We start from the raw sequence: 11,988 nt of genomic DNA on the forward strand, positions 1-11,988 counted from the left end.
ATCGACCCTGGCCCCCTCCGCAATGGCACGGACCTCGCCTGCGTCGCCGCTTTGGGCTAAAGCCGCGGCCATGATCAGCTTCTGGGTCGTGGCCGCGCTCCTTTCCGCCGCCGCCGCGGGTCTTGTTCTGCAGCGCGCCGCCCGCGCCGGCGCCTCGGCTCCGGCGGAAGACCCGGCGCTTTCCCTCTACCGGCGCCAGTTGCAGGAGATCGACGACCTCGCCGAGCGCGGCCTGCTGGGCGAGGCCGAGCGCAAGAGCGCCCACGCCGAGGCCGGCCGGCGGCTCCTGGGCGCGGACGCCCGCCGTGCGGCGTCCTGGAGCGCCGGAGGAAGCCGCCGGGCGATCCTCGCCATCGCTACGGCCGGTCCTCTCCTGGCCATCGGCCTCTACCTGTCGGTCGGCTCCCCGGGAGCGCCGGATCAGCCCTACGCCGCGCGCCTGGATCAGTGGGTGCGAACCCCGCCCGAGCGCCTCGATCCGCCGCGCTTGGCCGCCGTGCTGAAGGCCCTCGTGGCCCGCCGTCCGAACGATCCCGAGGCCTTCCGCTACCTGGCCATGGCCGAAGCCGCCTCGGGGGACACGGCAGAGGCCTCGCGCGCCCTGCGCCGGGCCATCGAACTCGCCCCCGAGCGCATCGACCTGTGGGAAGCGCTCAGCGAGGTGCTGCTCGTCGAGGCCGAGGGCGCGGTCACGCCCCAGGCCGAAGCGGCCCTGCGCCAGGCGCTGAAGCGCGATCCCGAGTCGGTCATGGCCCGTTTCCACCTGGCCCGCGGACGCATCGAGGCGGGCGACCGGGCCGGCGGCCTGGCCGACTGGCGCGCCCTCCTGGCCGACCTGAAGCCGGACGACCCGCGCCGCGCGACCCTGCAGGCGGCCATCGCCGACGCCGAGAAGGCGCCCGCCCCGGCGCCGCCGCCGGCTTTCGCCGGCGACCAGCTCGAAGCGATCCGCGGGATGGTGGCGGGCCTCGCCGCCCGCCTGGAGGAATCGCCGGACGACGCCGAGGGCTGGGTGCGCCTGGTGCGCTCCTACGCGGTCCTCGGCGATGACGCCGCGCGCGACGCCGCCCTGGCCAAGGCCCGCGCCCGCTACGCTGAACGGCCTGACGTGCTGCAGGCGCTCGACGCCGCCGCCGCCACGCCGGCCATGACCCCTGCTTCGGAGTCCCGCCCATGAGCGGCTTTCTTCCCAAATCTCGCACGGCGCGCCGCCGGCTGCTGCTGGTCGCCGCCATCGGCCCGGTCCTGGCCGTGGCCGCCGGCCTGACCCTCTGGGGCCTCAGCGACTCCATTTCGTTCTTCTACACCCCCTCCCAGGCCGAGGCGGCCCAGCCGCCGGCGGGGCGCTCGATCCAGCTTGGCGGTCTCGTCCAGCCGGGCAGCGTGACCAAGCACCCCGACGGGCGCGTGGAGTTCGTGGTCGCCGACCAGACCGCCACCGACCGCGTCGTCTACCAGGGCGACCTGCCGGACCTGTTCCGCGAAGGCCAGGGGATCGTCGCCACCGGCGCCTATCGCCCCGACGGGGTGTTCGAGGCCCGTCAGGTCCTGGCCAAGCACGACGAGCGCTACATGCCGCGCGAGGTCGAGAAGGCCCTGAAGGCCCAGGGCGAATGGCGCGGCGACGGCGCCACGCCCGCCTACGCCGCGCCCGAGACGCCGAGCGCGGAATGATCGCAGAAACCGGCGCCTTCGCCCTCGCCCTGGCGCTCGCCTTTTCGCTGGCCCAGGCCGGCGTCTCCGCGTTCGGCCGGCTGCGCCGTTCGGCGAGCCTGGCCGCGGCCGGCGAGGGCGCCGCCCTCGTGGCCTTCATCGGCGTGGCCCTGGCCTTCGCCGCCCTGGTGATTTCCTTCGTCACCTCCGACTTTTCCGTGGCCAACGTGGCGGCCAACTCGCACACGGAAAAACCCCTGCTCTACAAGGTGGCCGGCGCCTGGGGCAGCCACGAGGGCTCGATGCTGCTGTGGTGCCTGGCGCTCACCGGCTTCGGCATGGCGGTCGCCCTCCTGGGCCGCGGCCTGCCCCGGGAGCTGAAGGCCACGGCGGTGGCCGTACAGGGGACCCTGGGCTCGGTGTTCCTGGCCTACACGGTCTTCGCCTCCAACCCCTTCGCCCGCCTCGCCAACGCGCCGATCGAGGGGCGCTCCCTCAACCCGCTCCTGCAGGACCCCGCGCTCGCCCTGCATCCGCCCATGCTCTACGCCGGCTATGTCGGCTTCTCGGTGGTCTTCTCCCTGGCGGTCGCCGCCCTGATCGAGGGGCGCACAGACCCGGCCTGGGCCCGCTGGGTGCGGCCCTGGACCCTGGCGGCCTGGAGCTTCCTGACCCTCGGCATCACCCTGGGCGCCTTCTGGGCCTACTATGAGCTCGGCTGGGGCGGCTGGTGGTTCTGGGACCCGGTGGAGAACGCCAGCTTCATGCCCTGGCTGATCGGCGCGGCCCTGCTGCACTCGGCCATCGTCACCGAAAAGCGCGGCGCCCTGGCCGGGTGGACAGTGTTCCTGGCCCTGGCGGCGTTCACCTTCTCGATGCTGGGCGCCTTCCTGGTGCGGTCCGGCGTCCTGACCTCGGTGCACGCCTTCGCGGTCGACCCGACGCGCGGCGTGCTCCTCTTGATCATCCTGGGCGCGACGGCCGGGCTCGCCTTCGCCCTGTTCGCCTGGCGCGCGCCCAGCCTGCAGCGGGGCGGGCTGTTCGCCCCGATCAGCCGCGAGAGCGCCCTGGTGCTCAACAATATCCTCCTGGCCGCGGCCACCACGACGGTGCTGCTGGGCACGCTCTACCCGCTGATCCGCGAGGCGGCGACGGGGGAGGCGATCTCCGTCGGGCCGCCCTATTTCAACCTGACCTTCACCCCGCTCATGGCCGCCCTGCTGATCCTGGTGCCGGCCGGTCCGCTGCTGGCGTGGAAGCGGGGCGACGCCGCCGGCGTGGCCCAGCGCCTGGGGGTGGCGGCCCTGATCGCCCTGGCCGCCGGCGTCGCGGCGATCGCCCTGGTCAGCCCGCGCCACGCCTGGGGGGCTGCCGGCCTGGCCCTCGGCGCCTGGCTGATCGCCGGGGCGCTCGCCGAACTGGCCGAGCGCACCCGCGCCTTCCGCGTTCCCGCCGCCGAATCCTTCCGGCGCCTGCGCGGGCTGCCCCGTGGCGCCTGGGGCATGACCCTGGCCCACATGGGCCTGGGCGTGTTCGTGCTCGGCGCCTGTTTCGAGACCACCTGGAAGGTCGAGGCGGCCGAAGCCCTGCCCGTGGGCGGCGCCCTGGACGTCGGCGCCTATCACCTCACCGTCGAGCGCATCGGCGGGATCGACGGTCCGAATTACGAGGCGGAGCGCGCCATCGTCCGCGCCACCCGAGGAGGCCGCGAGGTCTGCGTGGGCGAGCCGGAGCGGCGGTTCTACCCGGCCGGCGGCCAGACCACCTCGGAGGTGGCGATCTGCAACCTCGGCCTCAGCCACCTCTACATGGTCCTCGGCGAGCGGCGCGAGACCGGCGGCGAGCCGGTGTGGCTGATCCGCGCCTACTGGAATCCCTGGGCCCTGCTGATCTTCGCCGGGCCCGCGATCATGGCCCTTGGCGGGGCGGTCTCCCTGTCCGACCGACGCCTCAGGCTGGCGGTCGGGCGCAAACGGAGCGATGCTGCGGCATGATCCGGGCGATGCTGCGCAGCTTCGCGAGCTTCTTCGCCGCCGTCGCGGCCGTGATGTGCATGGCCGCGGCCTCCGATCCGGCCGAGCGCCTGAGCGACCCCGCCCAGGAGGCCCGCGCGCGGGCCATCTTCCGCGATGTCCGCTGCCTCGTCTGCCAGAACGAATCGATCGACGACTCCAGCGCCGAGCTCGCCGCGGACCTGCGCCGCATCGTGCGCGAACAGGTGGCGGCCGGACGCAGCGACGCGGAGGTCCGCACCTTCCTGACCGAGCGCTACGGCGAGTTCGTGCTGCTCAAGCCGAGCTTCTCGGCCGGCAACGCCGCTCTCTGGATCGGGCCGTTCGTGATCGTGGGCTTCGGGCTCCTGCTGCTCGTCACGCAGCTTCGTCGGCGCGCGCCGGAGGCGGAACTCTCCGATGAGGAGGCCGACCGCTTGAAAGGCCTTACGCGTGACCAGGGGCCGTGACACGATTGCGCCCAAGATCGGACGCGTTCCGGCGCCCGAGCCTGACCTAAACGTAACTTGAGAGGCGTTGCGCTCTCGTGCATCGAACCTAGCTATCGGGTGAACGCGTTCAGTCCCGCGTCCCGAAGGGAATTCAAGTCTTATGACCTCCAAGAAGACCGGTTATCTCCTGGGCGCCGTGGCCGGCGCCGGTGTCGCCGCGGCCGCGCTGGCCGGGGCGGGGATGCAGCTTCCCCCCGCCCGCGCCGATCAGCAGGCGGGAATGATCAAGGCCTCCACGGCCCCCGTCTTCGCGCCGCCGCCCGGCGCGCCGCTGTCCTTCGCCGATATTTTCGACAAGGTCTCGCCGGCGGTGGTGTCGATCAACGTCACCTCGCGGGCGAACCCCAGCGCGCTGCAGCGCATCCCCGGCTTCGAGAACTTCCCCTTCGCCCTGCCGGGCCAGCCGGCCCCGGACGACGAAGAGGGCGACGAGGGCGGGACCACCCCGCGCGGCCAGCCCCGCCTGCCGACGCAGCAGTCGTCGGGCTCGGGCTTCTTCATCTCGTCCAACGGCTACATCGTCACCAACAACCACGTCGTCGAGAACGCTGAGACCATCAAGGTCGTGCTCAAGGACGAACGCGAGCTTGACGCCGAGATCATCGGCCGAGATGAGGGGACCGACCTGGCCGTGCTGAAGGTCAAGGGCTCCAACTTCCCCTATGTGAACTTCGAGAACGCGGCCAAGCCGCGGGTCGGCGACTGGGTGATCACCGTCGGCAACCCCTTCGGCCTGGGCGGCACCGCCACGGCCGGCATCATCTCGGCCTATGGACGCGACATCGGCGAGACCTTCGTCGACTACATCCAGATCGACGCGCCCATCAACCGCGGCAACTCCGGCGGCCCGACCTTCGACATCTACGGCCGGGTCATCGGCGTGAACACCGCGATCTTCTCGCCCTCGGGCGGGTCGGTCGGGATCGGCTTCGCCATTCCCGCCGACGTGGCCGATTCTATCACCAAGCAGCTGATCTCCGGCGGCAAGGTGACACGGGGCTACATCGGCGCGACCATCCAGAACTTCAGCGCCGAGATGGCCGAAGCCCAGGGCATGGGCGACCAGCGCGGCGCGATCATCGCCGACCTGGTGCCGGGCGGTCCCTCCCAGCGCGCGGGCCTGCAGCCCGGCGACGTGGTGGTCGGCGTGAACGGGACCCAGGTGAAGACCTCCACCGAACTCACCCGCGAGGTGGCCCAGGCCAGCGCCGGCGACATCCTGCGCCTGGACGTGATCCGCGCCGGCAAGCGGCGGGTGTTCGAAGTGCGCTCCGGAATCCGGCCGTCGGAGACCGAGCTGGCGGCCAACGACAACACGCCCGGCCGGTCCAACGGGGCCACCCCCGGCGCGCCGGGGGCGAGCCTGCCCTCGGTGCTCGGCATGGCCCTCGCGCCGCTCGATGAGCCCGCGCGCCGCCGCTACAACGTCGACGCCGACGTGCGTGGGGTCGTGGTGGACAGCATCGAGGCCTCCTCCGACGCCGCCCAGCGCGGCCTGCGCCGCGGCGACGTCATCGTGCGCGCGGGCGACGCCGACGTGGCTCAGGCCAGCGACCTCGCCTCGGCGGTGGACGCGGCGAAGAAGGCCGGCCGCTCCAGCGTGCTGGTCGGGGTGCATCGCGCCGGCCGCACCCTCTTCCTGCCGCTGAAGGTCGCGGGTTAGTCTGCGCACGACCAATCTGGGGGTGCGAATCGGATGCGGATCCTGATCGTCGAGGACGACCTCGAGGCGGCCGACGCGATGGAGCGCGGGCTTTCCGAAGCCGGTTTCGCGTGCGTCCGCGCCGCTGACGGCGAAGAAGGGCTCGCCGCCGCCCGCGGCGGCGAGTTCGACGTCATGATCGTCGACCGCATGATGCCCCGGATGGACGGGGTGACCCTGATCGAGACCATCCGGCGCGAGGGCGACCAGACTCCGGTGCTGTTCCTCTCGGCCCTCGGCGAGATCAACGACCGCGTGGCCGGCCTCAAGGCCGGCGGCGACGACTACCTCGTCAAGCCGTACGCCTTCGCCGAGCTGATCGCCCGGGTCGAGGCCCTGGCCCGACGGCGCGAGACCGGATCGGTCCAGACCCTTCTGCGGGTCGGCGACCTGGAGATGGACCTGATCGCCCGCACCGTGCACCGCCAGGGCAAGGAGATCGACCTGCAGCCGCGGGAATTCCAGCTCCTGGAGTTCATGATGCGCCACGCCGGCCAGTCGGTGACGCGCACCATGCTGCTGGAGAAGGTCTGGGAGTACCACTTCGACCCGCAGACGAATGTCATCGACGTCCACGTCTCGCGGCTGCGCTCGAAGATCGACAAGGGCTTCGACAAACCCATGCTGCAGACCATCCGCGGCGCGGGCTACCGGCTGGACGCCTAGGGAGGAACGGCGCCTCCATGCGCCTGCCCCGCATCTTCCGCACCACGCCGTTCCGGCTGACGCTGCTGTTCCTGGCGCTGTTCGCGGCCGCCGCCAGCGCGTTTCTGGCCTACATCTACGTCGCCACGGCCGGGGAGGCGGCGCGCCGCACCGACCGCGACATCACCCGCGAGATGCGCACCCTGCAGGGCGCCTACAACCGGGCTGGGATCGACGCCCTGAACCAGGCCCTGATCGAGCGAGCCGCGTCGGAGCGGCCGTTCCTTTATCTCCTGATGAGGTCCGACGGCGAACGGATCTCCGGCTCCATCGAAGAGAGTCCGGTCGAAGGGTTCAAGGGCGAGCCGACCTGGGCGACCTTCCAGGTCACCGACTACGACGTCCAGGGCCGTGAGATCCGCCATCCGGCCCGCGGCCTGCAGGAACGGCTCTCCGGCGGGGAAATCCTGTTCGTCGGCGCCGACGTCGGCGAGGACGAGGCCTATGTGGTCAAGGTGGTCCGCGCCCTGTGGGGCGCCGGCGGTCTGGTCATCGTGCTGGGCCTCGCGGGCGGGGTGATCGTCAGCCGCAACGTCAGCCGCAGCATGGGCGGGCTGAACGACGTGGTGGCCGCCGTCCGCAACGGCGACCTCGGGGCGCGGGCCCATGTGCGCGGCGCGCGCGACGAGTTCGACGAACTGGCCGAGGGCCTCAACGAGATGCTCGACCGGCTGGAGCGCTCCATGGCCGGCCACCGGCACGCCGGCGACGCCATCGCCCACGACCTGCGCTCGCCGCTCACCCGCCTGCGCGCGCGGCTGGAGGCGGCATACCTCGACGTGGAGGCGGGGCGGGGCGATCCGACCAAGGCCCTGGCCCAGGCGATCGAGGACACCGACGGGGTGCTCAAGACCTTCGGCGCCGTGCTGTCGATCGCCCGTCTGCAGGCGGCCGGCCAGGCGCCGGACCAGACCGTCTTCGACCCGGCCGAGCTCGCCGCCGACATCGCCGAACTCTACGAGCCTCTGTGCGAGGACAAGGAGATCGACTTCAAGGCCGAGCTGCAACGCCACCTGACGATCCGCGGCAACCGCGAGTTCCTCGCCCAGGCCCTGGCCAACATCCTGGACAACGCGGTGAAGTACACGCCCCCCGGCGGGGCCATCATGCTGCGGGTGCGCCGCCGCTCCTCGGGCGAGATCGAGTACTCGGTGACGGACACCGGCCCCGGCGTCCCCGAAGCCGACCGCGCCCGCGTGGTCGAGCGTTTCGTGCGCCTGGAGAACAGCCGCAACGAGCCGGGCTCGGGCCTCGGCCTGTCCCTGGTCGGCGCGGTGGCCGAGGCGCATGGCGGTCGCCTGGAGCTCGACGAGGGCCCCGGCAAGGTCGGCGAGATCGGCCCGGGCCTGCGCGTCGCCTTCATCCTGCCCCGCGCGGGCTAGCGCGAGATTGGCTTGGACCGCGGCCACATGGGCGGCAAAGTCGCAGCGATGACTCGCCTGGCCGACCGCCTCGCCCCCTGCGGCCCGATCGCCGACCCCAAGGCCGCCGCCCGCCTGCACGAGATCCTGGAGGAGGCGGCGAGGGAGGACGGCTGGACCGAGCTCTTGGACGCCGCCTGGCCGTCCCTGGCGCCGGCCTTCGCCGCAGCGCCCTATCTGGCGGGACTCGCCCGGCGCGATCCGGCGCGGGTGCGCGTGCTGCTCGAAGCCGATCCGGACGCCCAGTTCGCCGACCTGATGGCGCGCACGGCGCAGGCGGCTGCGGAGCTCCCCGATGAGGCCGGTCGGCGGCTGCGCAGGCTGAAGGCCGAGGCGCACCTGCTGATCGCGCTCAGCGACCTGGGCGGCGCCTGGAAGCTCGACCAGGTGACCGGCGCGCTCACCCGCTTCGCCGACGCCACGGTGGCCGCCGCCCTGGAGAGCCTCGCCCGCGCCGAGGTGGAGGCCGGCCGCCTGGCGCGGCTGGGGCAGGGCGAGGACGGCCCCGTCCCCGGCTGGTTCTGCATCGCCATGGGCAAGCAGGGCGCCTACGAGCTCAACTACTCCAGCGACATCGACATCTCGGTCTTCTACGAGCCCGAGGCCCTGCTGGTCGCCGAGGGGACCGAGCCCCAGCCCTTCGCGGTGCGGCTCACCAAGGCCCTGTCGGAGCTGATGCAGACGCGCACCGGCGACGGCTACGTGTTTCGCGTCGACCTTCGCCTGCGGCCCGATCCGTCCTCGACGCCGCCGGCCGTGCCGGTGCCTGCGGCCCTGGAATACTACGAAAGCGTCGGCCAGAACTGGGAGCGCGCGGCGTTCATCAAGGCCCGCGCCTGCGCCGGCGACCTGCCCCGCGCCCGGGCGTTCCTTTCCGAGCTTCAGCCCTACATCTGGCGCAAGAACCTGGATTTCGCGGCGATCGCCGACATCCATTCCATCAAGCGGCAGATCCACGTGCACAAGGTCGACGAGCGCCTGACCGCCAAGGGGGTGGACCTGAAACTCGGCCGCGGCGGCATCCGCGAGATCGAGTTCTACGTCCAGACCCAGCAGTTGATCCTCGGCGGCCGAAATCCCGAGCTGCGCTCGCCGCGCACCCTCGAAGCTCTGGCCGCCCTGGCCGAGGCGGGGCACGTCCTGCCCCAGGCCGCCGCCGAGCTGGCCGAGGCCTATGTCACCCTGCGCGCCGTCGAGCACCGCGTGCAGATGGTGGCCGACGAGCAGACCCATCGCCTGCCCGAGGCGGACCCCGACCGCCGGCGCGTCGCCATGCTCAGCGGCTATTCGCGCCTGCCGAGCTTCGACGCGGCGATCGGCAGGATCCTGCGCACCGTGAACGCCCGCTACGGCGAGCTCTTCCCCGACGAGGAGCCGCTGTCCTCGCGCTTCGGCAGCCTGATCTTCACAGGCGTCGACGACGATCCGGAAACCCTGGCGACTCTGGCCAAGATGGGCTTCGACAGCCCGGCCCGCGTGTCGCAGACGATCCGATCCTGGCATCACGGCCACATCCCCGCCACCCGCACGGAGCGCGGCCGCGAACTGTTCACCCGCCTGGCGCCACGGCTGCTGGACGCCCTTCAGGCCACGGGCGCGCCGAACGCCGCCTTCAACCGGTTCGTGGACTTCTTCTCCAAGCTGTCCTCGGGCGTGCAGATCCAGTCCCTGTTCCTGGCCCAGCCCCGGCTGTTCGAGCTGATCGTGCAGGTGATGGCCTTCGCGCCCCGGCTCGCCTCGACCCTGGCCCGCCGTCCCGCAGCCCTGGACGCCATGCTCGACGCCGAATTCTTCGAACCCATCGACGTGGAGGAGAACCGCCAGGCCATGGCGTTGGCCCTGCGCCGCGCCGAGGGCTTCGAGGAAACGATGGACGTGGTGCGCCGCGTCCACCGCGAGCAGGCCTTCCGCGTGGGGGTGCAGGTGATGAGCGGGGCGGCCAGCGCCGAGGTCGCCGGCCACGCCTTCGCCGACCTCGCCGACCTGTGCATCGAGGTGCTCGCCGCCGCGGCCCTCGCCGAGGTGGAGCGCACCGCCGGCGCCTTCCCGGGCCAGGTGGCCGTCGTGGCTCTGGGCAAATGCGGCTCGCGGGAGATGAGCGCCGGCTCCGACCTCGACCTGATGACCCTCTACCGTGCCGATGATCCCGCCGCGGCCTCGGCGATCAAGGAGTGGGGGCCGGAGGTGTTCTTCGGCCGCTTCACCCAGCGCCTGATCGCGGCCCTGTCCGCCTCCACCGCCGAGGGCGGGCTCTACGAGGTCGACATGCAGCTTCGCCCGTCCGGCACCAAAGGGCCGGTGTCGGTCAGCTTCAGCGCCTTCGAACGGTACTATGACGGCGAGGCGGAAACCTGGGAGCATCTGGCGCTCACCCGCGCGCGGGTGGTGTGGGCGACCTCCGAGGCCTTCGCCCGCGACGCCGCCCGGGCCATCGAAGCGGCCCTTCGCCAACCCCGAGAGCGCGCGCGAACGCTCGCCGACGTGCGCGAGATGCGCGCCCTGATGGAACGCGAGCGTCCGCCCAAGGGCTTCTGGGACATGAAGCTCGGCCCCGGCGGCCTGGTGGACGTCGAGTTCGCCGCCCAGGCCCTGCAGCTCATCCACGGGGCGGCCGGCGGACCCTTGCGCCAGAACACCGCCGAGGCGCTCTCGGCGCTGAGCGAGGCCGGTCTTGCGCCGGCGGCGGCGCTGCAGGCTCTGGAGCGGGCCGGTCGCCTGCAGCACAACCTCACCCAGCTCATCAAGGTGGCGCTGGACGACGACGCCGATCCGTCCAGCGAGCCGACGGCCTTTCGCGAACTGCTGGCCCGGGCCGGGGGCGTCCGCGACTTCCGCGCCTTGAAGAGCCGCCTGCAGTCGGCGCGTGCGGCGGCGCGTGAAGCCCATGACATCGTCCTGCAAAGCTGAGCGACGGATATGCCGCCTTCGGCGCGTTCAAGCGGTCAGTGGCCGCGCGCGCCCCTCGCAAGGCCGAAAGGATGAAGATGAAGTACGCACTGATCGCCGCCGCGGGCCTCCTCGCCGCGGCGGGCGCGGCCCACGCCCAGATGCGGGGCCCGGACCCGGACGCCGACAGGAACGGCAAGGTCACCCTGGCCGAGTTCAAGAAGGCCCAGGCCGATGCGATGCTCGGCCGGATGGACGCCGACAGGGACGGCAGGATCACCCGCGCAGAAGCCAAGGCCATGACCGACCGCGCCAAGGCGATGGGCCGGCCCGAGGCCGGCCAGCGGATGGAGATGATGTTCGCCCGGTTCGACGCCAGCAAGGACGGGGCGCTGTCCCGCGCCGAGATCGAGGCCAGCGCCGGCCCGCGTTTCACCGCCGCCGACGCGAACGGCGACGGCTGGCTCAGCCGGTCCGAACTCTCCGCGATGCGGCAGCGCGGGAACCGTGCGGACTGACGGAACATATGCCTTCGGCCAAGGGGCGGCGCGGGGCGAGGTGAGGCTTGGACGAGGGCGATCCCGACGAGGCGCTGGTGGCGCGGGTGGGGCGCGGCGATCCGGCCGCGGTTCGCGCCCTCATGGCCCGCAAGCTGCCGCGCCTGATGTCCCTGGCCCAGCGCATGCTGGGCGATCGGGCCGAGGCCGAGGACGTGGTGCAGGAGACGTTCCTGCGCGCCTGGCGGCAGGCTCCCGGCTGGAAGCCGGGGGCGGCCCGCTTCGACACCTGGCTGCACAGGGTGGCGCTCAACCTGTGCTACGACCGCTTGCGCCGCCGGCGCGAGGTGCCGACGGACACCCCGCCGGAAAGGCCCGACGACGGTCCGGCGCCGGACCGGGGGCTGGAGGCGCAGGATGTCGGCCGCCGGGTGGCCGACGCCATGCGCCGCCTGCCCGACCGGCAGCGCGAGGCGATCACCCTTTGCCACTATCAAGAGATGACCAATATCGAAGCCGCCGCCGTCATGGGCCTCAGCGTCGAGGCCCTCGAAAGCCTCCTGGCCCGCGGGCGGCGCGGGCTGCGGGCGGCCCTGGCCGACATGGCCCAGCCGTGAGGAT

Annotated in this window: 10 protein-coding genes; all 10 read left to right on the plus strand. The window is 72.4% G+C overall.

Translation table 11 applies throughout. The features are described from left to right. Positions 1 to 70: 70 nt before the first annotated feature. The 10 genes from ccmI (at position 71) to ACK4YQ_RS06665 (ending at position 11,984) form a co-directional block, all read left to right on the plus strand. Positions 71 to 1,177 carry a c-type cytochrome biogenesis protein CcmI gene (gene ccmI / locus ACK4YQ_RS06620; protein WP_409609580.1) on the plus strand — a complete coding sequence of 369 codons (1,107 nt, stop codon included), beginning with the start codon at positions 71 to 73 and terminating at the stop codon, positions 1,175 to 1,177. Further along, a complete protein-coding gene (gene ccmE / locus ACK4YQ_RS06625; RefSeq protein WP_409609582.1) occupies positions 1,174 to 1,674 on the plus strand; it encodes a cytochrome c maturation protein CcmE in 501 nt (166 codons plus the stop codon). The genes ccmI and ccmE overlap by 4 nt, the downstream gene beginning before the upstream one ends. Continuing rightward, positions 1,671 to 3,647: a heme lyase CcmF/NrfE family subunit gene (locus ACK4YQ_RS06630; protein WP_409609584.1), complete on the plus strand. Its 1,977-nt coding sequence runs from the start codon at positions 1,671 to 1,673 to the stop codon at positions 3,645 to 3,647. Before ccmE ends, ACK4YQ_RS06630 begins: the two co-directional genes overlap by 4 nt. Next, positions 3,644 to 4,114, plus strand: a complete 471-nt coding sequence (locus ACK4YQ_RS06635) for a cytochrome c-type biogenesis protein CcmH (RefSeq protein WP_409609586.1) — start codon at positions 3,644 to 3,646, stop codon at positions 4,112 to 4,114. Before ACK4YQ_RS06630 ends, ACK4YQ_RS06635 begins: the two co-directional genes overlap by 4 nt. A gap of 142 nt (positions 4,115 to 4,256) precedes the next feature. Beyond that, positions 4,257 to 5,819, plus strand: coding sequence for a Do family serine endopeptidase (locus ACK4YQ_RS06640; RefSeq protein WP_409609588.1), 1,563 nt, complete (start codon positions 4,257 to 4,259; stop codon positions 5,817 to 5,819). 33 nt (positions 5,820 to 5,852) lie between these two features. Beyond that, positions 5,853 to 6,524, plus strand: coding sequence for a response regulator transcription factor (locus tag ACK4YQ_RS06645; RefSeq protein WP_409609590.1), 672 nt, complete (start codon positions 5,853 to 5,855; stop codon positions 6,522 to 6,524). 17 nt (positions 6,525 to 6,541) lie between these two features. Then, complete coding sequence (locus tag ACK4YQ_RS06650; protein WP_409609592.1) at positions 6,542 to 7,945, plus strand: ATP-binding protein; 1,404 nt, start codon at positions 6,542 to 6,544, stop codon at positions 7,943 to 7,945. Positions 7,946 to 7,972: 27 nt separating this feature from the next. After that, positions 7,973 to 10,891: a bifunctional [glutamine synthetase] adenylyltransferase/[glutamine synthetase]-adenylyl-L-tyrosine phosphorylase gene (locus ACK4YQ_RS06655; protein WP_409609594.1), complete on the plus strand. Its 2,919-nt coding sequence runs from the start codon at positions 7,973 to 7,975 to the stop codon at positions 10,889 to 10,891. 77 nt (positions 10,892 to 10,968) lie between these two features. Beyond that, complete coding sequence (locus ACK4YQ_RS06660; protein ID WP_409609596.1) at positions 10,969 to 11,388, plus strand: EF-hand domain-containing protein; 420 nt, start codon at positions 10,969 to 10,971, stop codon at positions 11,386 to 11,388. A 47-nt stretch (positions 11,389 to 11,435) separates the two neighbouring features. After that, positions 11,436 to 11,984, plus strand: coding sequence for an RNA polymerase sigma factor (locus ACK4YQ_RS06665; protein WP_409609598.1), 549 nt, complete (start codon positions 11,436 to 11,438; stop codon positions 11,982 to 11,984). Positions 11,985 to 11,988 lie beyond the last annotated feature (4 nt).

The organism is Phenylobacterium sp. (assembly GCF_046291545.1).
Classification (GTDB): domain Bacteria; phylum Pseudomonadota; class Alphaproteobacteria; order Caulobacterales; family Caulobacteraceae; genus Phenylobacterium.

Coding starts and splice junctions, on each gene's coding strand:
- ACK4YQ_RS06630 (WP_409609584.1), top strand. CDS start 1,671: ATGATCGCAGAAACCGGCGCCTTCGCCCTCGCCCTGGCGCTCGCCTTT.
- ACK4YQ_RS06640 (WP_409609588.1), top strand. CDS start 4,257: ATGACCTCCAAGAAGACCGGTTATCTCCTGGGCGCCGTGGCCGGCGCC.
- ccmE (WP_409609582.1), top strand. CDS start 1,174: ATGAGCGGCTTTCTTCCCAAATCTCGCACGGCGCGCCGCCGGCTGCTG.
- ACK4YQ_RS06635 (WP_409609586.1), top strand. CDS start 3,644: ATGATCCGGGCGATGCTGCGCAGCTTCGCGAGCTTCTTCGCCGCCGTC.
- ccmI (WP_409609580.1), top strand. CDS start 71: ATGATCAGCTTCTGGGTCGTGGCCGCGCTCCTTTCCGCCGCCGCCGCG.
- ACK4YQ_RS06660 (WP_409609596.1), top strand. CDS start 10,969: ATGAAGTACGCACTGATCGCCGCCGCGGGCCTCCTCGCCGCGGCGGGC.
- ACK4YQ_RS06645 (WP_409609590.1), top strand. CDS start 5,853: ATGCGGATCCTGATCGTCGAGGACGACCTCGAGGCGGCCGACGCGATG.
- ACK4YQ_RS06655 (WP_409609594.1), top strand. CDS start 7,973: ATGGGCGGCAAAGTCGCAGCGATGACTCGCCTGGCCGACCGCCTCGCC.
- ACK4YQ_RS06650 (WP_409609592.1), top strand. CDS start 6,542: ATGCGCCTGCCCCGCATCTTCCGCACCACGCCGTTCCGGCTGACGCTG.